This is a genomic window from Amycolatopsis sp. cmx-8-4, assembly GCF_046548675.1.
In the GTDB taxonomy this organism is placed as follows: Bacteria; Actinomycetota; Actinomycetes; order Mycobacteriales; family Pseudonocardiaceae; genus Amycolatopsis.
Map to the genome: position 1 here is coordinate 18,178 of NZ_JAEBDZ010000047.1, position 23,001 is coordinate 41,178.

At 69.8% G+C, this 23,001-nt stretch carries 17 protein-coding genes and 2 pseudogenes; 9 read left to right on the top strand and 10 right to left on the bottom strand.

The features are described 5' to 3' along the window. Positions 1-201 precede the first annotated feature (201 nt). The 4 genes from ACLJQZ_RS45790 to ACLJQZ_RS45805 are packed head-to-tail and all read left to right on the top strand — an operon-like array spanning position 202 to position 5,028. Positions 202-1,578: an ABC transporter substrate-binding protein gene (locus ACLJQZ_RS45790; protein WP_410627738.1), complete on the top strand. Its 1,377-nt coding sequence runs from the start codon at positions 202-204 to the stop codon at positions 1,576-1,578. Then, positions 1,556-2,530 carry a carbohydrate ABC transporter permease gene (locus ACLJQZ_RS45795; RefSeq protein ID WP_247055648.1) on the top strand — a complete coding sequence of 325 codons (975 nt, stop codon included), beginning with the start codon at positions 1,556-1,558 and terminating at the stop codon, positions 2,528-2,530. The genes ACLJQZ_RS45790 and ACLJQZ_RS45795 overlap by 23 nt, the downstream gene beginning before the upstream one ends. Next, entirely contained in the window at positions 2,527-3,396 is an 870-nt protein-coding gene (locus ACLJQZ_RS45800) for a carbohydrate ABC transporter permease (protein WP_247055650.1), read from the top strand. Before ACLJQZ_RS45795 ends, ACLJQZ_RS45800 begins: the two co-directional genes overlap by 4 nt. Before the next feature lie 42 nt (positions 3,397-3,438). Beyond that, entirely contained in the window at positions 3,439-5,028 is a 1,590-nt protein-coding gene (locus tag ACLJQZ_RS45805; RefSeq protein WP_410627740.1) for a glycoside hydrolase family 13 protein, read from the top strand. A 79-nt stretch (positions 5,029-5,107) separates the two neighbouring features. Here the strand turns inward: ACLJQZ_RS45805 and ACLJQZ_RS45810 are convergent, their stop codons facing one another. Next, on the bottom strand, positions 5,108-6,442 hold the full coding sequence (locus ACLJQZ_RS45810) for an LVIVD repeat-containing protein (RefSeq protein ID WP_410627742.1): 1,335 nt from the start codon (positions 6,440-6,442) through the stop codon (positions 5,108-5,110). Positions 6,443-6,537: 95 nt separating this feature from the next. Here ACLJQZ_RS45810 and ACLJQZ_RS45815 point away from each other — a divergent pair, with 95 nt between their 5' ends. The 3 genes and pseudogenes from ACLJQZ_RS45815 to ACLJQZ_RS45825 all read left to right on the top strand — a co-directional run bounded on the left by ACLJQZ_RS45815 (position 6,538) and on the right by ACLJQZ_RS45825 (position 8,545). Beyond that, positions 6,538-7,971, top strand: a complete 1,434-nt coding sequence (locus ACLJQZ_RS45815; RefSeq protein WP_410627744.1) for an ABC transporter substrate-binding protein — start codon at positions 6,538-6,540, stop codon at positions 7,969-7,971. A 26-nt stretch (positions 7,972-7,997) separates the two neighbouring features. Continuing rightward, a pseudogene (locus ACLJQZ_RS45820) lies at positions 7,998-8,090 on the top strand (amino acid transporter); the annotation flags it as partial. A gap of 239 nt (positions 8,091-8,329) precedes the next feature. Continuing rightward, positions 8,330-8,545 (top strand): hypothetical protein, encoded by a 216-nt coding sequence (locus tag ACLJQZ_RS45825; RefSeq protein ID WP_410627783.1) that lies wholly within the window; start codon positions 8,330-8,332, stop codon positions 8,543-8,545. Between the two features lie 44 nt (positions 8,546-8,589). On the opposite strand, the gene ACLJQZ_RS45830 is transcribed toward ACLJQZ_RS45825, so the two are convergent. Further along, positions 8,590-9,981, bottom strand: coding sequence for a hypothetical protein (locus tag ACLJQZ_RS45830; RefSeq protein ID WP_410627745.1), 1,392 nt, complete (start codon positions 9,979-9,981; stop codon positions 8,590-8,592). A gap of 142 nt (positions 9,982-10,123) precedes the next feature. Next, entirely contained in the window at positions 10,124-11,002 is an 879-nt protein-coding gene (locus ACLJQZ_RS45835; protein ID WP_410627747.1) for a LysR family transcriptional regulator, read from the bottom strand. Between the two features lie 71 nt (positions 11,003-11,073). Between ACLJQZ_RS45835 and ACLJQZ_RS45840 the strand changes: the two genes are divergently transcribed. Continuing rightward, the gene (locus ACLJQZ_RS45840) at positions 11,074-12,093 is read left to right on the top strand and encodes an SDR family oxidoreductase (protein WP_410627749.1); all 1,020 of its coding nucleotides are present in this window, start codon (positions 11,074-11,076) and stop codon (positions 12,091-12,093) included. On the opposite strand, the gene ACLJQZ_RS45845 is transcribed toward ACLJQZ_RS45840, so the two are convergent. From ACLJQZ_RS45845 to ACLJQZ_RS45875, 7 genes and pseudogenes are all read right to left on the bottom strand, one after another. Beyond that, on the bottom strand, positions 12,083-15,067 hold the full coding sequence (locus tag ACLJQZ_RS45845; RefSeq protein ID WP_410627751.1) for an NACHT domain-containing protein: 2,985 nt from the start codon (positions 15,065-15,067) through the stop codon (positions 12,083-12,085). The genes ACLJQZ_RS45840 and ACLJQZ_RS45845 overlap by 11 nt on opposite strands. Positions 15,068-15,176: 109 nt before the next feature. Next, entirely contained in the window at positions 15,177-15,911 is a 735-nt protein-coding gene (locus ACLJQZ_RS45850; RefSeq protein WP_410627753.1) for an SDR family oxidoreductase, read from the bottom strand. A gap of 59 nt (positions 15,912-15,970) precedes the next feature. Beyond that, complete coding sequence (locus tag ACLJQZ_RS45855) at positions 15,971-17,872, bottom strand: S8 family serine peptidase (protein ID WP_410627754.1); 1,902 nt, start codon at positions 17,870-17,872, stop codon at positions 15,971-15,973. A gap of 136 nt (positions 17,873-18,008) precedes the next feature. Next, positions 18,009-18,152 (bottom strand): annotated as a pseudogene (locus ACLJQZ_RS45860) (zinc-binding dehydrogenase); the annotation flags it as partial. A 381-nt stretch (positions 18,153-18,533) separates the two neighbouring features. Next, a complete protein-coding gene (gene lpdA / locus ACLJQZ_RS45865) occupies positions 18,534-19,925 on the bottom strand; it encodes a dihydrolipoyl dehydrogenase (protein ID WP_410627756.1) in 1,392 nt (463 codons plus the stop codon). Between the two features lie 49 nt (positions 19,926-19,974). Further along, positions 19,975-20,739 (bottom strand): lysophospholipid acyltransferase family protein, encoded by a 765-nt coding sequence (locus ACLJQZ_RS45870; RefSeq protein WP_410627758.1) that lies wholly within the window; start codon positions 20,737-20,739, stop codon positions 19,975-19,977. A 63-nt stretch (positions 20,740-20,802) separates the two neighbouring features. After that, positions 20,803-21,207, bottom strand: coding sequence for a nitroreductase family deazaflavin-dependent oxidoreductase (locus tag ACLJQZ_RS45875; RefSeq protein WP_410627760.1), 405 nt, complete (start codon positions 21,205-21,207; stop codon positions 20,803-20,805). 317 nt (positions 21,208-21,524) lie between these two features. Between ACLJQZ_RS45875 and ACLJQZ_RS45880 the strand changes: the two genes are divergently transcribed. Continuing rightward, entirely contained in the window at positions 21,525-22,565 is a 1,041-nt protein-coding gene (locus ACLJQZ_RS45880; protein WP_410627761.1) for a LacI family DNA-binding transcriptional regulator, read from the top strand. The last annotated feature ends 436 nt before the right edge of the window (positions 22,566-23,001 follow it).

Here is a 23,001-nt window from a genome sequence, read left to right on the forward strand (position 1 = left end):
TGTGGCGTTCGGTGCGTCCAGCGCACCCAACGCCACATTGGGGCGTTCGGGGGTACCCACTCAACCCGATCTCTTCGCCAGCACGTTCGCAGCCTGTTCGTAACTTGCAAAGTCTCGTCGGCTTATTGCGTCGATCCGGTCTCACACTTTAGAGTGACCGCAATCACGTGACAGCCGTCGCGACCCGAGAAGAGGCTTGAGATGAGCAGTCCCTGGTCCCGATCCTTGCCCCGCCGGATGTTCTGCCTGCTGGCCGCAGGTGGCCTCGCACTGGGGGTGGCCGCCTGCGGCGACGACGGCAACGCCGCCGCGCCCGGGGGCAAGGTGAAGATCACGGTCACCGGCCAGCCGCCCACCAGCCAGCCGTTCGAGCGCGGTGTCTTCGACGCCGACGTCAAGGAGTTCGAGGCATCCCACCCGAACATCCAGATCGAGCCCCACGAGGGGTTCATGGACCCGAAGACGTTCTCCGCGAAGCTCGCCGGCGGCCAGCTCGAAGACGTCTACTACGTCTACTTCACCGACCCGGCGCAGATCATCACGCGGCATCAAGCCGCGGACATCACGGAAGCGTCGAAGAGCGTCCCGCACATCGGCGACCTCAAGCCGGAACTGCTGGACAACTTCCGTGACGCGAGCGGCAAGCTCTACGGCCTGCCGACGATGAACTACACGATGGGCCTGGTCTACAGCCGCCCGCTGTTCCAGAAGGCCGGGCTCGACCCGAACAAGCCGCCGACGACCTGGGACGAGGTCCGCGAAGACGCGAAGAAGATCTCCGCGCTGGGCAACGGCACCGTCGGGTACGCCGACTACAGCAAGAACAACCAGGGCGGCTGGCACATGACCAGCTGGCTCTACTCGGTGGGCGGCGACATCGCCCGCAAGGACGGCGACAAGTGGGTCGCCGACTTCGACAACGAGAAGGGCAAGCAGGCCCTGCAGTACCTGCACGACATGCGCTGGACCGACAACTCCATGGGCGCCAAGCAGCTGCTGGAAGCGACGGACGTGCAGCGGATGATGGGCGCCGGCCAGCTCGGCATGTACATGGCCGCGCCGGACAACATCCCGGTGCTGGTCAAGCAGTTCAACGGCAAGTACGAGGACTACGGCGTCGCGGGCATGCCCGGCGGGCAGGGCACCCTGCTCGGCGGCGAAGGCTACATGCTGAACCCGAAGGCGTCGCCGGAGAAGATCAAGGCCGGCCTCGAGTGGATCCAGTGGAAGTACCTCAACCCGGACCGCTTCGAGAAGCACATCCAGCAGTACGTCGACGGCAAGCAGCCGGTCGGCCTGCCCGCCGAGCCGACCCCGGACGTCTGGCAGGGCGCGGTGCGTGACCAGCAGCTGACCCTGAAGGCCAAGTTCGCCAACGTCCCGGCCACGAACTACCAGTCCTACGTGGACACGACCAGCAAGATCAAGGGCAGCATCGAGCCGCCCAACGCGCAACAGGTGTACGCCGCCCTCGACAGCGTCATGCAGGCGGTGCTCACGGACCAGAACGCGAACATCGACCAGCAGCTGTCGTCCGCTTCGTCGAAGGTCAACAGTGTCCTCGCCCAGGTCAAGTAGCCTCCTCGCCTGGCCCGCGACGTCTTCGTCGCGGGCCAGGCGCCCGGCCGCGTCCCCGGCCGAGCGCCGCCGCGTCCGGTTGCGCCGCAAGCTGAAGGAGAACCTCACCGCGTACGGCCTGCTCTGCGCCGCGCTGCTGGTGTTCGCGATGTTCTCCTGGTACCCGATCGTGCGGGGCGTGCTGCTGAGCTTCCAGCAGGTCGACTTCGTCAACGCGCCGACGTGGGTCGGGTTCGACAACTTCAGCCGCCTGTTCGACGACCCGCTGTTCGGCGTCGCCTGGCGCAACACGCTCCTGTTCACCGGGCTCGCGCTGGTCTTCGGGTTCGCCGTCCCGTTCCTCACCGCGGTGCTGCTGAACGAGATCCGGCACGCCAAGGCGTTCTTCCGGCTCGCGGTGTACCTGCCGGTGATGCTGCCGCCGGTCGTCACCGCGTTGATGTGGAAGTGGTTCTACGACCCGGGTCCCGGCCTGTTCAACTCCGCGCTCGGCGCGGTGGGCCTGCCCGGCGGCCAGTGGCTCGACTCCTCCACCACCGCGATGCTGTCGCTGGTCTTCGTCTCCACCTGGGCCAACATGGGCAGCACCACGCTGATCTACCTGGCCGCGCTCGGCACGATCCCCGGTGAGCTGTACGAAGCCGCGGAGCTCGACGGCGCCGGGATGTGGCAGCGGCTGCGGCACGTCACGTTCCCGCAGACCCGGTTCGTGCTGCTGGTGCTCCTGCTGCTGCAGATCGTCGCGACGATGCAGGTGTTCACCGAGCCGTACGTGATGACCGGCGGCGGGCCGGACGACTCGACGGTCACCGTGCTCCTGCTGCTCTACCGGTACGCCTTCGTCTACAACGACTTCGGCTCGGCGAGTGCGATGAGCCTGCTGCTGTTCATCGCGCTGGGCGTGTTCTCGGCGTGGTACGTCCGGCTGACGCGGAAGGCGGACCAGTCATGAGAACCCTCGTCTCCCCCGGCGCGTTGCGCAGCCGCCGCGGCAAGGCCGTCTACGCCGTGATCTTCGCCTGCACGCTCGCGGTGTTCATCCTGGCTTTCATGTTCCCGCTGTACTGGGTGATCACCGGGGCGATGAAGTCACCGCAGGAGCTGGCGCAGACGCCGGCGACGCTCATCCCGCGCGACTGGCACCCGGAGACGTTCGGCGAGGCGTGGGACCAGCTGAGCCTGGGCAAGTACTTCCTCAACACGCTGATCGTCGCCGGTGGCGCGTGGCTGGCGCAGCTGGCCATCGATGTGCCGGCCGCGTTCGCGCTGTCGAAGCTGCGCCCGAAGTTCGGCAACGTCGTGCTGGGCCTGATGCTGGCCACGCTGATGCTGCCGGCCACGGCCCTGCTGGTGCCGACGTACGTGACGGTGACGGACCTGCCGCTGCTGCACCTCAACCTGATCAACTCGCCGACCGCGGTCTGGCTGCCCGCGGCGGCGAACGCGTTCAACATCTACCTGCTGAAGCGGTTCTTCGACCAGATCCCGGACGAGCTGATCGAAGCGGCGCGCATCGACGGCGCCGGGCCGGTGCGCACGCTGTGGCGGATCATCCTGCCGATCTCGCGGCCGATCCTGGCCGTGGTGTCGATCCTCGCGGTGGTCACCGCGTGGAAGGACTTCATCTGGCCGCTGCTGGTGTTCCCGGACACCGAAAAGCAGACCCTCTCGGTGATGCTGCAACGGGTGGCGATCGACATGCCGCTCAACGTGCTCGTCGCCGGGATGGTGCTGGCCAGCCTGCCGATGGTGGCGCTGTTCCTGGCGTTCCAGCGGCAGATCCTCGCCGGGCTGACCGCCGGCGCCGTCAAGGGCTGAAGCCGCGCCCGGGGTTTCCACGACTACTAGGAGGGCACTTCCGTGACCGACAAGACCGGCTGGTGGCGTAGCGCGGCGATCTACCAGGTCTACATCCGCAGCTTCGCGGACGGCAACGGCGACGGCATCGGCGACCTCGCCGGCGTCCGTTCGCGCCTGGACCACCTGGCCGAGCTGGGGATCGACGCGATCTGGTTCACCCCCTGGTACCCCTCGCCGATGGACGACGGCGGTTACGACGTCGCCGACTTCCGCGACATCGAGCCGCTGTTCGGCACGCTCGCCGAAGCGGAGGAGCTGCTCGCCGAGGCCCACGCCCGGAACATCCGGGTGATCATCGACATCGTGCCCAACCACTGCTCGGACGAGCACCGGTGGTTCCAGGCCGCGCTCGCCGCGGGCCCGGGTTCGCCGGAGCGGCAGCGGTTCTGGTTCCGGCCCGGCCGCGGCCCGGACGGCGCGGAGCCGCCCAACAACTGGAAGTCGCGCTTCGGCGGGCCCGCGTGGACGCGCGTGCCGGACGGCGAGTGGTTCCTGCACCTCTACAGCTCGCGCCAGCCGGACTTCAACTGGGAGAACCCGGACATCCGCCAGGAGTTCGAGGACGTGCTGCGGTTCTGGTTCGACCGCGGGGTCGACGGCTTCCGCATCGACGTCGCCGACGGGCTGGTCAAGGACCCGCGGCTGCCGGACGTCGAAGACGGCGACGAGACGCCGTTCTCCGACATGGAGGGCCTGCACGAGATCTACCGGTCGTGGCGCAAGATCGCCGACAGCTACGCGGGCGAGCGCGTGCTGGTCGGCGAGATGTGGCTGCCGGACATGTCCCGCGCGGCGCGCTACCTGCGCCGCGACGAGCTGCACTCGGCGTTCAACTTCGACTTCCTGGTCTGCCCGTGGGACGCCGCGCGTTTCCACGACGTCATCACCCGCACGATCCGGGCGCACGACGAGGTCGGCGCGCCGGCCGCGTGGGTGCTGTCGAACCACGACGTCACCAGGCACGTCACGCGCTACGGCCGGCAGGGCGACACGGGCTTCAGCTTCGCGAACCGGCTGCACGAGCTGCCGGTGGACCGGGAGCTGGGCACCCGCCGGGCCCGCGCGGCGGCGCTGCTGACGCTCGCGCTGCCGGGCGGGCTGTACGTCTACCAGGGTGAGGAGCTGGGGCTCTGGGAGATCCGCGACATCCCCGACGACCTGCGCCAGGACCCGGTGTGGGCCCGCACGAACGGCACCGACCCAGGCCGCGACGGCTGCCGCGTCCCGATCCCGTGGTCGGGCTCCGAGCCGCCGTTCGGCTTCGGTTCCGGGGACGCGTGGCTCCCGCAGCCCGCGGAGTGGTCGTCGTTCACGGCGGCCGCCGAGGCCACGGACCCGACGTCGATGCTGAGCCTCTACCGCGACGGCCTGCGCATCCGCGAAGAGCAGGCGGCCCTCGGCGCGGGCACGCTGGAGTGGCTGTCACTGGGTGACGGCGTGCTGGCGTTCACGCGCGAGCCGGGCTTCACGTTCGCGCTGAACTTCTCGGCTGCTCCGGTACCCCTGCCGGCGGGCGAGGTCCTGCTGGCGAGCGGCCCGGTGGACGGCTCCCTGCCGACCGACACCGCGGTCTGGCTCCGCACCTCCTGAAAGCCGTGAAGGCCTCCTTCCCGGCCATAAGAGCCGGCAAGGAGGCCTTCACGGACTTCGGTGGCCTGCTTCGGTGGGGCTACTTCGTCAGCTGCAGCACGTCCACACCGCGCGCGTTGTCCGCGACGTACACGTACTTCCCGTGCCAGTACGGCGCCCACGCGCTCGCGTCCGCCGGGCGGTAGTACGCGATCTGCCGCGGGTTCGTCGGGTCGCTCACATCCAGGAACCGCGTGCCCTGCGAGTAGAACGACTGCACGAGGACCTTGCCGCGGACGTCGAAGTAGTGCGCGGAGCAGTCGTCGGACGCCGGGTCACTGCCCTCCTGGCCGTTGACGCCCCAGGTGCCGACGCTCTGCAGCCGGAAGGGCTGCTCGGGCGTCGAACGCCAGCCTTCGCCGTGGTAGGAACCGGCCAGCGACGAGATCGTGAGCACGCCGTCGCCCGCGCAGCCGTCGACGAAGTTCTCCTCCGTCGCGTAGATCAGGTCCTGGCCGCGCCAGGCGCCGTCGCCGACCCGGTGCCCGGCCGGGTGGAAGCTGTTGTGCATGAACCGCGACGGCGCCGCCGTCTCGGCGATGCCGCCACCGGCGTACGGGATCGGCTCGTGCGCCGTCGCGCGGCGGATCTTGTTCGTCAGCGGGTCGCGGTGCACGCCGGAAGTCCAGTAGCCGCGCACGCCGCCGCGGCCGGACACCCAGGCCACGCCGTTGTCGTCCACTTGGACGTCGTGCACGTAGTCGGTCTTGCCGTCGTTGCGGGCCAGCTCGATCGGCTGCGGGTCGACCTTCGGGTGCTTCGGGTCGCGGATGTCGGTGACCCAGATCGGCCGCCCGCCCCACTCGGCCGGCTGGTCGGCGGCCTTCGACGGGCCGCCCGTCCACAGGAAGCGGCAGCCGTCGACGCAGCTGGTGGTGTGCCCGGCGGGCGCCTGCACGTAGCTGATGATCTTCGGCGCCTCGGGCTTGGCGACGTCGACGACGTAGATGCCGGACTCGCCGGTCTGCGTGGTGCCGCCGAACGCGCGCGGGTCGCGGGAGAGGAACACCAGCTTGCGGTCCGGGTCGACCTCGGTGTCCTCGGTCTCCCACAGCCCCGGCAGGCTGACCTGCCCGACCAGCTTCGGCGCGGCCGGGTTCTTCGTCAGGTCGTAGACCTTCAGGCCGAACTCGCCGGAGACGACCATGACGTCGCGGCGGCCGTAGTCGAGGAAGTTGATCGAGATGGCGCCGGCGGCGTCGGGCACGTTGCCGACGGACTTGACGTTCTTGATCGCCCCCGGATCACCCGCCGTCCGCGTGGCCGGGACCGCGGGTTTGTCGTCCTCGCCGCAGGCGGCGGCCGGCAACCCGGTCGCGACCAGCGTGGCACTGACGGTGACGGCGGCGAAGCACGACCGTAGCCAGGTGCGCACAAAACCTCCCAAAGGGCGTGATCACCCGAACCGTACGACGGAGATCAACCGGACACAACCGCCTTTGGTTGCCTTCCGACTGGTAGGACTGGCCCATGCGCTTGCTCGCCCTGCTGGCCGTCCTGGCCCTCGCCGTCACGGGGTGCTCCGACCCCGCCCCGGCCTCCGGCGTCCTGTCCGTCGGCCTCCGGGAGCCCGCGACACTGCTGCCGGCCGACCTCTCCGACCAGGCGGGCCGGCTGGTGACCGCCGCGCTGTGGACCCCGCTCGCCGACTACGACGCGGCCACCGGGAAGGTCAAGCCGCGCGCGGCCGAGTCGATCGAGAGCACCGACCGGGTGCACTGGACGGTGAAGCTGCGGCCCGCGACGTTCCACGACGGCACCCCGGTCACCGCGCAGTCCTATGTGGACACTTGGTGGGCGATCGCCGCCGAGCACTGGATGGCTTCGCCCGTGCTGACGAAGCTATTGCGCGCTCAGGAGATCAAGGCGTCGGGACTCGTCCTCACCCTGACGCTCGACCGCCCGTCCGGCCAGGTCCCGGCGTTGCTGTCGGCACCAGGCCTGGTGCCGCTGCCCGCGTCGGTACTCGCCTCCCACGACTGGAACGGCTTCGCGAAGGCGCCGGTCGGCAACGGTCCGTACCGGCTCGACGGGCCGTGGCGGCCCGGCTCGGGCGGGACGCTGAAACGCGTCGGCGAAGGCGGCGCCGCGACGATCGAGCTGCGCGTCGGCGAGCCGGCCGCCCAGTACGACGCGGTCGAGGCGGGCACGCTCGACCTCGCCACCGAGGTCCCCGGCGAGAAGCACGACGCCATGCACGAGTTCGGCGACCGGCACGCGACGTGGGCGCTGCCGCAAGCCGGTTACCTCGCGTTCCCGGTGACCGACCCGAAGTTCACCGACGCGACGGTCCGCCACGGCTTCGCACTCGGCGTCGACCGCGCGGCCCTGGAAGCCGGTCCGCTGGCCCACCAGGTCGACCCGGCCAAGGCCCTGCTACCTCCGGCGGACGCGCCGGGCGAGCGCACGGGCACGTGCCGCCCGTGCAGCTTCGACGCGGCGGCCGGCAAGGCGCTGCTGAAGCAGACGTCCTTCCCCGGCGGCGCGACCGTCTACTTCGGACCAGGTGCCGAAGGGTGGACCCGCACCCTGGTGGTCGGCCTGCACAAGGCCCTGGACGTCTCGGTGACGGCGCAAGCGCGGCCGGCCGGACCGCTCGACGGACCGTCCACACTGGACGTCAAGCTGGCGACACCGAGCCCGTACGAGCTGCTGTCGGCCTTGGCCGAGGCGTCGGGCTACACGGACGAGGTGTTCCGCCAGAACCTCACCCTCGCCGACGCCGCGGCCACAGCCGACGAGGCGGGCCAGCTGTACCGGCTGGCGGAGAACCAGCTGCTGCGCGACCTCCCGGTGGCTCCGCTGTGGTCGGGCCACGGCCACGCGGTCTGGAACGACCGCATCCACAACGTCACGACGGCGCCGTTCACCGGCCCGGCGCTGGCCGCGATCACGACGTCGTGACCTGGGACCCGGCGCCACTGTCCGAAGTGGTCACCCTGTTCTCGCGGATCCGAACCCCGTGGTGGACAGCGGGCGGCCACGCGATCGAACTCGCGGTGGGCCACGCTTTCCGCGCGCACGACGACATCGACGTCCTCCTGCTCCGGCGCGACCAGGCGGCGGTCCAGGAGGCACTGCCGTCGTGGGAGTGCTGGGCGGCGGACCCGCCCGGCACCCTGCGTCCGTGGCTGCCCGGCGAAACCCTGCCGTCCGCGGTCCACGACATCTGGTGCCGCCCCGGTCCGGCGCAGCCGTGGCGAATCCAGGTCATGCTCGACGAGTCCGAAGGCGACGACTGGGTCTCCCGCCGAGACCCACCGTGCGCCGCGCGCTCGCCGACCTGGGTACGCACTCGGCGGCGGGGATCCCTTATCTGGTGCCGGAAGTGCAGTTGTTCTACAAATCCGCTCGGCCCCGCCCGAAGGACGAGCAGGACTTCGCCGCCGTCCTGCCGGTCCTGGACCGCGCCCAGCGCCGCTGGCTCGCGGACGCGCTCGGGACCGCGCACCCGTGGCACGACCGGCTCGGCGACTGAGCCGTACGGCCGGGAGCGGCACCCGCGGGTGCCGCTCCCGGGTTTCAGTCGTTCGGCAAGTAGCCGCGCCGGACGTTGACGAGCTCGTCCACCCAGCCGGAGCGGAGGTCCCCTTCCTTTACGGAGAAGGTGCCCGCGGTGTTCAGGACACCAACACGGTTGCCGTTCAGGACGCCGTCGGTGATGCCGGAGGCCTCGTCCACCCAGCCCGCGCGAAGGTCACCTTCCTTGACGGAGAAGACGCCGGCGGTGTTCAGCACACCGACACGGTTGCCGCTGAGGACACCGGCGGTGATGCCGGACGCTTCGTCCACCCAGCCCGCACGAAGATCGCCTTCCTTGACGGAGAAAACACCGGCGGTGTTCAGCACACCGACACGGTTGCCGTTCAGGACACCGGCGGTGATGCCGGACGCCTCGTCCACCCAGGCCGCACGAAGATCGCCCTCCTTCACCAGGAAGTGACCGTCGGCCGTCAGCACACCGAGGCGGTTGCCCGACAGATAGCCGGCTGTCACACCACTGAGTTCATCCACCCAACCCGCTCGAAGATCACCCTCCTTCACCAGGAAATGACCGTCGGCGGTCAACACGCCAAGGCGGTTGCCCGACAGATAGCCGGCTGTCACACCACTGAACTCATCCACCCAACCCGCACGGAGATCACCCTCCTTCACCGAGAAGACACCCGCGGTGTTCAGCACACCGACACGATTGCCGCTCAGCACGCCGGCGGCGATGCCGGAGGCCTCGTCCACCCAGCCCGCACGAAGGTCACCTTCCTTGACCAGCATGTGCCCGTCGTTGGTGAGCACCCCAAGCCTCGGTGGGGTGCTTCCGGCCCGCTGGACGGGCGCGTGGACGATCCCCTGCACGCGGTAGCCCTGCCAACCGGCCATCGTGAGGGTGCCGCCACTCCAAGTCGCGGAGCTCCACACCGCCGGAGTGTTCTGGTTGACGATTTGGACGCTGCCCCCGGACACCGTGGCAATCACGCCGGCGTGCCCGTACCCGCCGTCGTCGAACGTGATCACGTCACCGGGATTGAGATAGGAAACGGAGCCGTTCGGCTGCCGATCCAGCCCGGCGGGCGCGTTCGCGTAGAGCTGGTTCCCGTTTCCGAACCACGTCGACGCGATCCACCCCCGGGTCAGGTAGAGACGGTTCACCAGTTCGACGCACTGCCACATCTCGCCGTCGTAAACCCCGGCCGTGTAGTGACGCCCGTAGTCGTTCGTCGCGGCGGAGCCATTCGAATAGACGTCGACTCCGGCGCCACCCAGCCAGTTTCCACCGGCGAGTTCGGTCGTGCTGGGCGGATCCGTACGGGTGTTGCCGACGCTCGCCGTCGCGGACGTCATTCCGGCAACAATCGCGATAACGACGCAGAAAACAGTGAAAAGCCAACCACTACGTCTACTCATCCAGTTCTCCACTTGAACAATTGCACGGGCAATTACGCCAAGCTAGACCGGATCTCTCACACCTCGGAAACATCAACACGAAGGAGTGAATGGCGAAAATTTCCGACGGTGAAAATCACGTCTGTTCCGCCGGATTTGTCGTTCTCCGGCTCGGCTAAACGGTCGCGTGCGCGACCAGGGTTTCGATGAACGCCGCCGTCAGCGGATCCGGCGCCGCCCGGGTGTACGCGGCGAGCGTCCGCCGCACCGGCACTGACGGGCGCAGCACCCGGCCGTCGAACCGCGCCGGGAGGACGTTCGCCGGGACCAGTGCGGGACCGAGGCCGGCCGCCGCGAGGATCGGGGCGGCGGCCGTCTGCTCGGTGCGGACCGCCGCGCGCGGGCGGAACCCCGCCGCCGCGCAGGCCGCGTCGACCAGCTCGGCCAGGCCGTTGCCCGGCGCGTAGTGCACCCACGCGCAGCCGGCGAGCGTGGCCAGGTCGACCACCCCGGCCGGGTCGTCCTCCGCAGCGCCGTCGGCGGGCAGCACGACGACGAACTCCTCGACCCCCAGCGGCCGCACCGGCCCCGACCAGGCCGACGGGATCGGCCCGAGCGCGACGTCGGCCTCGCCCGCGGCCATCGCGTCCCGCAGCTCGTCGGCGTGCCGGAACTCGATCAGCCGGACGTCGACGTCGGGCCGGTCGCGCCGCCACACGCGCAACGCGGGCGGCAGCACGCCGAGGCTCACCGAGTACACCGTCGCGACCTGCAGTTCTCCCGCCGTCGTGCCGGACGCGAGCCGCGCGGCGCAGCGGGCTCGTTCGGCGTCGGCCAGCGCCGCCCGCGCGTGCGGCAGCATCGCCCGGCCCATCGGCGTCAGCCGGACGGCGCGCGGCAGCCGTTCGAGCAGCGGGCCGCCGAGGCCCTGCTCCAGCGCGCGCATCTGGTGCGACAACGCGGGCTGCGTGACGTGCAGCTGCTCGGCCGCGCGCGTGAACGACCCGGTGTCGACCACCGTGACCAGGTATTCGAGCTGCCGGAGACTCGTCATGACCAAATCTTATCGCTGAGCTGACAACTAAGCCTTGGACTTATCTCGCTCGCCGGACCAGCCTGGATGTCATGGAAACGAAGACAGCCCTGGTCGCGGGGGCCAACGGGATCATCGGCCGGAACCTGATCGAGCACCTGCGGGCCGTCGGCGGCTGGGACGTCGTCGGCCTGTCGCGGCGCGGCGGGCCCGGGAACGTCGCCGTCGACCTGCTCGACCCGGCCGACACCCAGGCGAAGGTCGGGCCGCTCACCGCCACGACCCACCTGTTCTACGCGGCCTACCAGGACAAACCGACGTGGGCCGAGCTGGTCGCACCGAACGTGGCGATGCTGACCAACCTCGTCGACGCCCTGACGCCGGCCACCCTCGAGCACGTGAGCCTGATGCAGGGCTACAAGGTCTACGGCGCGCACCTCGGCCCGTTCAAGACGCCGGCCCGCGAGTCCGACGCCGGGCACATGCCGCCGGAGTTCAACGTCGACCAGCAGCAGGTCCTGGAACGGCGGCAGGGGCCCTGGACGTGGTCGGCGATCCGGCCGTCGGTGGTCGGCGGCACCGCGCTGGGCAACCCGATGAACCTGGCGCTGGTGATCGCGGTCTACGCGTCGATCTCGAAGGAACTCGGCCTGCCGCTGCGGTTCCCGGGCAAGCCCGGCACGTACGACAGCCTCCTGGAGATGACGGACGCGGATCTCCTGGCCGGCGCGACGGTCTGGGCGACCGGGCAGCGCGGCGCGTTCAACATCGCGAACGGCGACCTGTTCCGCTGGCGCGAGCTCTGGCCGAAGCTGGCCGCCTACTTCGACCTCGACGTCGCGCCCCCGCTGCGGATGTCGCTGTCCGACGTGATGGCCGACAAGGGTCCACTGTGGACGTCGATGGCGGCGAAGCACGGCCTCACGGCGTCCTACGCGGACGTCTCGGCCTCCTGGGCGTTCGGCGACTTCGTGTTCGGCTGGGACTACGACGTGTTCGCCGACACATCGAAGGCGCGCCGCGCGGGCTTCCACACCTACGTCGAGACCGAGCAGATGTTCTACCGGCTCTTCGACGAGTTCCGCAAAGCGCGGGTGATCCCTAGCAGTTGACGTCGCGGCCGGAAATCACCGTCGACCGGACGCGCATCAAGCTCTCGTCCAGTTTCCGCAGTTCCCGGAACGGGTTGTCGATTTCGCGTTGTCTCCTGTACCGGACCCAGTGAAGGACGACGGTCACCGCCGTCCAGGCGATCACTGCCGAAAGGGCCATCGAGTAACCGAGCCAGCCGGCGAAAGCCGATAGCGAAAACACTCCAGCCCCCGGAGCCGACACGACGAAACAGCCCGTCGTCGCCCACATGGTCAGATCATCAGCATCGCCGTTGGGCGAGACCGCGACGACCACCCTCTCGACCCGGTCGAACTCGGAGGAAAGAATGAATGTCCCGAAACTGAGCACGGCCGCCACGGCAGCGATCGCGGTGGTCCAGCCGAGCCACAGTGGGCCCCCCTGCCACCAGCCGAACGCGGTGCCCGCCGCCCTGGCCACGCCGACCAGATACGAGCCCAGCACCAACGTCGTCAAAGTTGCCCACGCCAAGGGCCGGACGATGCTCGGCTCACGTGGATTCTCGTTCACCGTCTCCCAATGGGCGGTGTCGGCCCGTAGCCCAGGTCCGCTGAGCCTTCCGGCGATGGCGATCAGGACAGGGACGGGCAAAGTGTCGAGCAGGTTCCGGTAAAGCGCTGGGACACCAGCGCCTTCGAACACGAGGTTCGCGTCCCGCCGGGCCTCATCCGGTTGTTCCGCGTAGCCGATGTCGGACAAGGTGATGATTCTGCGGCGGTCCGGTACCGCAGGACGGGGAGAACGCGCGAATTTCACGATCTGCGAGTCGAGCTGTTCAAGCCTCGACCCGTCGAAGGTCAGCGTGGCCCCCCGCACTCCGATCGGCATCGCGAGGCGCGGATCGATCCGGCCGAGCGAGGCCGGGATGGCCTCCGCACCGAACTTGTCGATCAAGTAGCCGACCCGGCCCATGATCTGGTTGATCGCTTCGGGCTCGTCCTGGTTGAACGGCGACCACAGCCAGTCGTACCGCGGCGCCGGTACCGTCCCAGGTTCGGTGCGGTACAGCTCCTCCTCGATGTCCGGGTTGTTCACCAGTACCGCCAAGTGCCAGGCGGCACGGACGGCGACCCCCCTGTCATCTCCGAGCAGTTCGGCCAGGGCGAGGCCCGCCGACGCCGTCCCGACGGCGGCGATGTCGTCCGCGGCATCCAGCGAGCCCGCCCTGGCTCGCTCGGCGAGCACCGGGATCGCCAGCTCCCCGGTCGAGCGGAGGGCCGTCCGTGCGGCGGGCGACCCGTTCGCCAGATCGCTGAGCGTCTCGACCGCCGCACGCAGCCGCGACGCCGCCAGCGCCCTCATCGCCAGCTCGTCGTGGTTCGACGCCGCCTGGCGAAGCCGCGCGAGCAGCGCCGCACCCCGAGGGCCGGGATCGGCCGCGACGGTACCGAGTGCGGCCGCCACGAGGTGGTCGGCGTCCGTACCCCGGCCCAGTGCGGCCTCGAAGTGGTCCAGCACCTTGCCGGCCAGGCCTTCGTCGATCTGCCGCGCCTCGGCCAGGCATTCGAGCGCCAAGAGCTTGCCACGCTCTTCCCCGGCGAAGATCCGCTCGACGAACGCGGTGCAGTCACGGTTGGCGCCACCGCACCACAGCTTCACCGTCTCGCGCCAGCGAGCCGGGTTTCCGGTGTAGAGCTCCAGCAGCCGTTCAGGGCTGTCCGCCAGCTCCATCGCGGCCAGGTACTCCTGCAACGTCAGGTGTGGGAACTCGTAGAGCAGATTCCCTTCGTCCACTTTCACCAGCAGGCCGCTACGGTCGACGATCTCCTCGAGCATCGCGGTGGCGTGCGTCGGCTCCAGGTTGAACCGGCCGAGCACGCGCGTGATGTTCGTCAGGAGCTCGCCTTCCGACAGGGTTCTCCGGTCGGTGCCCGGCGCCACGGCTCCCTGCGCCTGCACGGCGATGGCACGCAAGGCCATCAGCTTGTGACCGGCCTTGTAGGTCGCGAGTGCACGGCTGCGGCCGAGCTGGGAATCGCGCCGGAGCAGGTGCATCACGGCCATTTCGTAGAACTCGGTGCGCGAGCTCGGCAGCATCGGCCCCAGCCCGGGATCCGCGTCGTGCAGGGACGCGATCATGGTGAGCAGGAGCGGGGTCCTGGCCAGCCGCATGATGGCCGGGCTCGCGCGGAGCCCGGCCATCATCTGTTCGACCTCGTACCGCGCGTCGTCCCGCTGCTTCGACTTGAACCAAAGTCCCAGGAACCGGCGGATGGCCGCGTCGTCGAAGCCGGCGACCCGGACCTCGTGGTCGAAATCCGGCCGCAGGTCGAAATCATAGACCGCGTCGCGGCAGGTGACGATGATCTGGCAATCCGGCCACTTCTCGGCGAACTGCTTCAGCTCTTGTGTTACTTCCACTCGGCGGTCCGTCACGATTTCATCGAAGCCGTCGAAGAACACGCTCAACAATCCGTCTTCGAGCGCTCGCTCCAGGAACCGTTCCGGTTTCTTCACCCCGCCGCGCTTCAGCGCGTCCGCGACCAGGTCGAACAGGGAGTCCTCACCACGGTTCCGGCGGAACAGCTCCACGAAGATCGGGACACGGTCGAAGGCGTCCGGCTCCTTGGCCCACTTCACCATGGAGTTCTTGAGCAGCATGGACTTGCCGGCGCCGGCGGCACCGAGTACGACCATCCTGGCCTGCGTGCGGATACTGCCGTAGATGTCCTCACGGCGCCCGTCGACCTCGTGCTGCAGAGGGACGTAGACGTCGCTGACTGTCACCTTGGTGTTGGCGAGGAACCCGAGCGCGTGGTTGTTGTGCGCCTCGGCACCGTCGGCGTACCGGCTCAGGTCACGCTTTCCCAGCGTACGGCGGCGACTGCGGAACACTTTCGGCCAAAACCGCTGGCCGAGGTGTTTCACGCCTTCGCCCAGAAATTGTTTTGCGAGGAACATCGCGGCAGCGAAAACTACCGCCAGAACGGCGGCGAACGTCCATTGAGTCGGCACAGCTCTGCCCTTGTGCTCGGGTTTTGCGGATTTCCGGTTTACCAACCGGTCCGCCAGGCCGTCGACCGCCCGGTTCGGAGTTCACTCGAATGTCGGAGCGGGTGATCCCCTAACCGCGGCCGATGAACGGCATCGTCGTCGCGGTGATCGTCAGGAACTGGACGTTCGTGTCGAGCGGCAGCCCCGCCATGTAGACGACCGCGTCGGCGACGTGCCGGACGTCGAACGTCGGCTCGGCGACGATCCGGCCGTCGGCCTGCGGGATGCCGGCGGCCATCCGCTCGGTCATCTCGGTGGCCGCGTTGCCGATGTCGATCTGGCCGCAGGCGACGTTCCAGGCCCGGCCGTCGAGCGAGATGGACCGGGTCAGGCCGGTGACGGCGTGCTTGGTGGCGGTGTAGGCGACGCTCGCGGGCCGCGGCACGTGCGCGGAGATCGAGCCGTTGTTGACGATCCGGCCGCCGCGCGGGTCCTGCTCCTTCATCAGCAGCACGGCCTGCTGGGCGCAGAGGAACATCCCGGTGAGGTTGACGTCGACGGTCCGTTTCCAGTCCGCGACGGACAGGTCGGCGACAGTACCGGCCGCGCCGATCCCGGCGTTGTTGACCAGCAGGTCGAGCCGCCCCCAGCGCTCGCGGACGGCGTCGAAGAGGGCCTTGACGGAGTCTTCGTCGGCGACGTCGGTGGGCACGACGAGCGCGGTTTCGCGCCCTTCCGCCGTCTCGGCCAGTGCGTCGGCCCGCCGCCCGGCGAGCGCGACCTCGAAGCCCTCGTCGAGCAACGCTCGCGCCACCGCCCGCCCGATGCCCGATCCGGCCCCGGTCACCACCGCCGTCTTCGCCATGCCGCCGACCCTAACGAAAGAGGGCCCGGCGACCGCCGGGCCCTCTTCGCGAGGAGGAACTACTTCGGCTGGACCCCGAGCGCGGCGAGCGCCGGGCCCGTCATGATCAGGCCGTTGCCGGTCACCGTGTCGAACCCGGGCGTGCCCAGGTCGATCGCGCTCGACACCAGCGCGCTGCGGATCTGCGCCGGGGTCGCCGTCGGCTTGCCCGACAGGAGCAGCGCCGCGATGGCCGCCGCGTGCGGGGCCGCCGCCGACGTCCCGAAGAACGGCTGGAAGCCCGTCACCGACGTCGAGACGCCGTCGGCCGCCGTGATGTCCGGCTTGTTGCGCGTCGTGCCGCCGGTCGAGGACACGTTGCCCGCGGTGATCGCCGTGCCGTCGGCGTTGTAGAACAGGTGCCGCTTGCCGTCGGAGGAGAACCGCTCCCACTTGCTCGACGCGGTGAACACGCCGGGGTACGGGCCGGCCGGGTTCGCCGGGTCGCCGGTCTCCAGCGGCCGGGTGAACGCGCCCGCCGCCGGGGCCGCCGCCACGCTGAACGCGCTGGCCGCGGCCGAGTGGCCGTTGGTGACGCCGTTGGTGCTGAACGCCTTGAGCGAGCCCGAGGCGACGAACCGGCCGCGGATCACGTTGAGCGCGATGAAGCGGTCGGCGCCGCTGTACTTGACCACGGCGACCTTGTAGCCGGAGCCGGTGGCCGGCACGTTCGCGATCTCGTACGGGTTCTGCGAGCCGGACTGGCCGTTCTCGCTGGAGGCCACGACGCTGCCCGCGGAGTTCAGGATGAACAGGTCGTAGTCGTTGGCGGAGCGGCCCCACGGGTCGGACCAGAACAGCGTCACCGGCTTGCCGAGCGAGCCCGCCGAGAGCGCGTCGAAGTTCTGCGTGGTGGCGCTGGGGTCGAAGTCGTGCGGGGTGCCGGTGACGCCGCTGATCTTCGTCGAGGACGCACGGAAGTCGCCCTCGTAGTAGCCGCTGGTGCCGTCGGTCGCGTTGCCCGAGTTGCCGGCCGAGGAGAAGTACAGGACGCCGGCCGCGGTGACGTCGTTGACGGCCTGCGCGACCTGGGTGTCCTGGAACGGCGACTCGTCGAAGTAGGAGACGTCGTCGACGATGATCTGGCAGTGGCTCGTGGTGCGCAGCGCGCGGATGTTCGCGGCGAAGCTCGCTTCGCTGGTGAACGCCGTCGCGAAGCCGAGGGTGGCGTTGGGCGCGAGGTCGTGGACGATCTCGAGCATCGCGGTGCCCTCGTCGCCGCTGCCCTTCTGGCCGGACAGGACGTCGACGGTCGGCAGCTCGCCTGCCGTCTGGGACTTCGCCAGCGAGTCGACGCCGTCGGAGAGCACGCAGACCTTCACGCCGGAGCCGCTGACGCCGTAGGTGGTGCGCGCGGTGTCGGTGCCGTGCGCTTTGTCCCCTTCGGACACCTGCGTCGCGGCGGCGGCCTGCGCGGCGAGCGTCTGGCGCAGGTCGCGGTTGCCCGGCTCGCTCCAGGTCGTGGCCTGGGCGGCGGGCTTGACCTCGGTGACGTCGGCGCGGCCGGAGATCGCGTCCAAAGCGGACAGCGGCAGCTCGGCGCGGACGGCGTCCGGCGCGGCGTAGCGGACGGTGCCGCCCGCCGCCTTGACGGCGTTCGCGACGGCCTGGTCGCGGGTGGCGATGTCGACCGAGACGGTGCCGGCGCCGCTTACGCCGACGCCGGAGCGGTATTCCGGCAGCTTCGCGGCCAGGGAGTGGTCGGCGCGCAACCGCTTCTCGACGACCAGTTGGCTCGATTGCTTGCGCTCGGCCGGGGTCAGGCTCTTCTTGATGCTCTGCAGCGCGCTGATGCCCGCCTCGGTGCGCGCGGTCGCGGCGTCCACCGTGGACGGCTGGGCCACGGCGACCCCCGTCGACAACAGCAAGGCGCCGACCGTCAGCGGAACCGCGTGCGCGGTGACCCGGCTGAATCTCACCATCGATTTCTCCCTGTGGTACTCGGCCGCTCGACCGAATGACACCCGACCGGGTGTAATGGGGAGAATCTAAGGAGTGACCGATCACCGGTCCACCGACCAAAGTCGGGAACGTCCAGCCGTCCACATCGTGGAACGATCAAGGAAACGTGAGAACGATTTTTCCCCGGCCGTGCCCGGTCTCGATTTCACGGTGGGCCGCGGCGGCCTCGGTGAACGGGTAAGCGCGGCGCACGAGGAAGCGCAAGTCACCCTTCGCGTACAGCGCGGCCAGCTCGGCGAGACGCGCGCGGCAGAGCGTCCGGACTTCGAGACGAGCACGCCGAGCCCCGCGGCTTTCCCGTGCTCGACGAGCGTCAGGATCCGGTTGTCGGCCCTCAGCTTGATACTTCGAGCTACCTGGAGGTCAAGACGTTCATACGGCCTGCGTCACGCACCCGGCGGCGAGATGCCGACCCGGCCGTCCGAGACCTTTCACCTGATCGAGTATTTCGTTGTGCCGCAACAGTTTTCGAGGCCGATCGAGGTCCACCGCCCTTCGCCCCCGCCGAAACTGTCGGTGCCCGTTCGTAGCGTGCGGGACATGGCTCAGACCCGGATCGACCGCACCGCCGAGACCCCCGTCCGCCCCGACCCGCGACAGCGGGCCAGGGCGGACGGCGAACTACATGTTGATCATGTGCCCCGCGAGGCCGTGCAGGGCTTCCTTCGCCGCTTCACCCAGCGTCGGGTGCGCGTGCACGTTGCGCGAAACCTCGTGCACCGTCAGGTCCCACTGCTGCGCCAGCGTCAGCTCCGGCAGCAGCTCCGTCACGTCCGGCCCGATGAGGTGACCGCCGATCAGCTCGCCGTACTTCGCGTCGCTGATCAGCTTGACGAACCCACCCGCGTCGCCGAGGCCCTGCGCCTTGCCGTTCGCGGTGAAGGGAAACTTCGCCACCTTGACGTCGTAGCCCTTCTCGCGCGCCTGCTCTTCGGTCCACCCGAAGCTCGCGATCTGCGGCTGGCAGTACGTCGCGCGCGGGATCATCGGGAAGTCGAGCTCCATCGTCTCCGCGCCCGCGATCGTCTCCGCCGCCACCACGCCCATCGACTCGGACGCGTGCGCCAGCATCAGCTTCGCCGTCACGTCGCCGATCGCGAAGATGTGGTCGACGTTGGTGCGCCCTCGGCCGTCGATGGCGATGGCGCCGCGGTCGGTCAGGGCGACACCCGTCTTGTCCAGGCCGTACCCCTCGACCCGCGGCTGGAAGCCGATCGCCTGCAGGACCTTGTCCGCTTCGAGGACCTGCTTGCCGTCCTTCTCCGACGACACCGTCACGTGCACCGACGCGTCCGACTCGTCGATCGACTCGACCCGGGTCGAGGTCAGCACCTTGATGCCGAGCTTGCGGTACCGCTTGGCCAGCTCCGCCGACACCTCGGCGTCCTCCAGCGGGACCATCCGGTCGAGGAACTCGACGATCGTGACGTCAACCCCGTAGTTGTGCAGCACGTAGGCGAACTCGACGCCGATCGCGCCGGCCCCGGCGATGATGATGCTCGACGGCAGCTCGCTGGAGAGGATCTGCTCTTCGTACGTCACGACCCGCGAGCTGCGCGAGGTGCCCGGCAGCAGCTTCGTCGTCGCGCCCGTCGCGATGACGCAGTGGTCGAAGGTCACCTGAGAGCCGTTCACCTCGAGGGTGTGGTCGTCGACGAACGTGCCGTGCCCGTCGAACTCGGTGATCTTGTTCTTCTTCATCAGGAAGTGCACGCCCTTGACGCGCCCGTCCGCGACCTTGCGGCTCCGCTCGTAGGCGGCCGTGTAGTCGACGCGGATCGGGCTGTCGGACGAGATGCCGAACGCCTTCGCCTCCTGCGTCACCACGTGCGCCAGTTCGGCGTTGCGCAGCAGCGCCTTCGACGGGATGCACCCGACGTTCAGGCAGACCCCACCCCAGTACTTCTCCTCAACCACGGCGGCGCTCAGCCCCAGCTGGGACGCCCGGATCGCCGCGACGTAGCCACCTACCCCGGCTCCCAGCACGACGACATCGAAGTGTTGTGCACTCATGCTTCCGAAACTACCCTTCGGCGCCCCTCCGGGCGGGGTGACCCGGGCCTCAAGCGGCGATCGGCGGGCGCTCGCCGCGCAGCGTCGCGAGCAGGTCCGTCACCGCCGCCATGATGCGGGCCGTCGCCTCCTCGAGCACCGCGCGGGTCAGCTCGCGGCCGGCGAGGTCGGACAGGTCGACCGGCGGCCCGGCGACCAGCTCGACGGTCTTGCGCGGCAGGCCGCGGGGGAACCACGCGGTGGCCGGCAGCAGGCGGTGTGTCCCCCAGTTGGCCACCGGGATCACCGGCGCGCCGGTCTCCAGCGCGATCCGGGCGACGCCGGTCTTGCCGCGCATCGGCCAGCCGGCGGGGTCCTTCGAGAACGTCGCCTCCGGGAAGATCGCGACGCACTCGCCGGCCTTCACGGACGCGACCGCGTCGCGGAAGGCCTCGGACGCCGTCGCGGCGCCGCGGTAGACCGGGATGTGGCGACCGGAACGCATCACCGAGCGGACCACCGGGAGGTTCCACAGAGAGGCTTTGGCCAGGTATCGCGGCACGCGGCCGGCGGCGAGGCAGAACGCGGTCAGCGTCGTCGGGTCGGCGAACGACAGGTGGTTGGAGGCCACCAGCACCCCGCCGGTCTTCGGGATGTTCCCCGAGCCCCGCACCCGGAACCGGGTGGTCTGGACGAGGAACTGCCAGACCACCTCGATCGCGAAGCTGTACCAGGCGCCCCGGCCGGCGCGGGCGAAGCGCCGGCCGTAGGCGATCATCTGGCGTCGGGTGAGCAGCTCACCCTCGAGGTCGAGGGCGGTCCAGCGGTCGGTCATGGACGTAATTCGTAGCCGACGACCGGCCGGATCGCCCCGGTCACGCCCGGAACGCGGCGCAGATCACAGCCGCTCGAGCACCACCACGGGGATCTCGCGGTCGGTCTTCTTGGCGTACTCGTTGTAGTCCGGCCACACGGCGGCGAGCGCGTCCCACAGCTTCGAGCGCTCCTCGCCGGAGGCGGTGCGGGCGCGGGCCCGGTACTTGTCGGCCTTCACCTGCACGCCGACCTCGGGGTGCTCGAGGAGGTTGAAGTACCAGCCGGGGTGGTTCGGCGCGCCGCCCTTGGAGGCGACGATCACCGCGTCGCCCTCCACCTCCTGGTAGATGAGGGCGAACTTCCGCTCCTGGCCGGTCTTGCGGCCGGTGGTGGTCAGCACCAGCGTCGGGACGCCGTCCCGCCACTCGTGCCCGACCTCTCCATCGGTCTCCTCGTAGCGGCGGACGTGCTCGTCACCGAACAGCATGCGGTGTTCCTCTCGTGATCTTCGGGGCGTGGCGAACTCACCACGTCGTGGTTCTCCTGGTGTTCAACACCCGGGCCGCCGTCAATCTTCCCCGGACCCGCTTCACTCGATCGGGGTAAATTCCGGCCGGCGTCGAGGCTGTGACCACCACCCGGACCACCTGGGCGAACCGGAGCGGGCTTACCCTCTCGGTTCCCGCACTCCTCCCCAGTAGATTGCGTTCCCGTCGCCCCCGGTCCGGCACCACGCCGCCGGCACCGCACGGCCGACGAGCAGGGTATGCGGGCCGCACGCCCGAGACCGATCTTGGAGGATCCATGAAGGCCCGGCCGCACGTGACGCTCGAAGACGTGGCACGCAGCGCGAACGTCTCGCTCGCGACGGCGTCGCGGGTGCTCAACGGCACCGCGTCCGTCCGCGCCGACCTGCGGGAGCGGGTCTCGGCCGCGGCGGCGGAGCTGGCCTACGCCCCGAACGCCCACGCGCAGGCCCTCGCCGGCGGCACGCACCGGACGGTCGGGGTGATCTGCCACGACGTCAGCGACCCGTACTTCGCCGCCATCGCGGGCGGGGTGATGCGGGTGGCCACGGACAACGGGCTGCTGGTGATGCTGGCCGGCACGTTCCGCGACCCGGACCGCGAGGTCGCCTACGTCTCGACGCTGCGCGCGCAGCGGGCCGCGGCCATCCTGCTGATCGGCTCGGCGTTCGAGGACCGGGCGTGGGAGCGCGCGATGGCCGCGGAGCTGGAGCCCTACCGCCGGGGCGGCGGCCAGGTCGCGGCGGTCAGCCGCCACCGCGGGCTCAAGATCGACACCGTCCAGCCGGACAACAAGGGCGGCGCCGCCGAGCTGGCGAAGGCGCTCGTCGGCCTCGGCCACAAACGCTTCGCCGTGCTGGCCGGACCGCGGCGGCTGAGCACGGTCATCGACCGGCTCGCCGGCTTCTCCGACGGCCTCGCCGCGCACGGCATAGACCTGCGCGAGGACGACGTCGTCGAGGGCGCGTTCACCCGCGACGGCGGTTACGAGGCGACCAAGCAGCTGCTCGCCGGCCGCAAGCGCAAGCTGCCCACCTGCATCTTCGCCGTCACGGACGTGATGGCGATCGGCGCGATGACGGCGTTGCGCGAGGCGGGCCTGTCCGTCCCCGGCGACGTCTCCTTGGCGGGCTTCGACGACATCCCGGTCGTCCGCGACCTCGCCCCGGCCCTCACCACGGTGCGGCTCCCGCTGGAGGAGCTGGGCGAGCGGGCAATGGACCTTGCGATCAAGGGCGGCAATGCCGGCCGCCCGAGGACGATCCGCCTGGCCGGCGAAGTAGTACTGCGCGAGAGCACCGCCCGCCCCAAACGCTGACCCGACGGCCTAGCCGAGCCGCAGAATCGTGCCGGGCGAATGCACCGCACGCCCCAAGCACCGACCGAATGGCGGGCCGGGTCGGGCTGCGCGAGAGCACCGCACGCTCCCCCGAGCCGACCGAATGGGCCGGCCGAGCCGCCGAATCGTGCCGCGAGAAACACCACCCCACCCGAACGTTGACCGGACGAGCCGGGCGAGCCGGCGAATCACGCCGCGCGAGAGCACGCCCGAGCGCCGACCGACCGGGCCGCCGAAATCGTGCTGCACGAATGCGCCGCCCGCCCCAAGCGCTGCCCCCGACGGCCCGGCCGAGCCGTCGAAGTCGCGCCGCGGGAAACCGCCTCCCACCCCGAGCGCTGACCGGGCAGGCCTTGTCGCGCCCCCGTGCAAGCCCTACCGTAGTCGGCGAGAAAGCGCTTTCTGACGACGACTC

Coding starts and splice junctions, on each gene's coding strand:
- ACLJQZ_RS45835 (WP_410627747.1), bottom strand. CDS start 11,002: ATGACGAGTCTCCGGCAGCTCGAATACCTGGTCACGGTGGTCGACACC.
- ACLJQZ_RS45850 (WP_410627753.1), bottom strand. CDS start 15,911: ATGGCGAAGACGGCGGTGGTGACCGGGGCCGGATCGGGCATCGGGCGG.
- ACLJQZ_RS45875 (WP_410627760.1), bottom strand. CDS start 21,207: ATGCTGTTCGGTGACGAGCACGTCCGCCGCTACGAGGAGACCGATGGA.
- ACLJQZ_RS45790 (WP_410627738.1), top strand. CDS start 202: ATGAGCAGTCCCTGGTCCCGATCCTTGCCCCGCCGGATGTTCTGCCTG.
- ACLJQZ_RS45870 (WP_410627758.1), bottom strand. CDS start 20,739: ATGACCGACCGCTGGACCGCCCTCGACCTCGAGGGTGAGCTGCTCACC.
- ACLJQZ_RS45815 (WP_410627744.1), top strand. CDS start 6,538: ATGCGCTTGCTCGCCCTGCTGGCCGTCCTGGCCCTCGCCGTCACGGGG.
- ACLJQZ_RS45855 (WP_410627754.1), bottom strand. CDS start 17,872: ATGGTGAGATTCAGCCGGGTCACCGCGCACGCGGTTCCGCTGACGGTC.
- ACLJQZ_RS45840 (WP_410627749.1), top strand. CDS start 11,074: ATGGAAACGAAGACAGCCCTGGTCGCGGGGGCCAACGGGATCATCGGC.
- lpdA (WP_410627756.1), bottom strand. CDS start 19,925: ATGAGTGCACAACACTTCGATGTCGTCGTGCTGGGAGCCGGGGTAGGT.
- ACLJQZ_RS45800 (WP_247055650.1), top strand. CDS start 2,527: ATGAGAACCCTCGTCTCCCCCGGCGCGTTGCGCAGCCGCCGCGGCAAG.
- ACLJQZ_RS45880 (WP_410627761.1), top strand. CDS start 21,525: ATGAAGGCCCGGCCGCACGTGACGCTCGAAGACGTGGCACGCAGCGCG.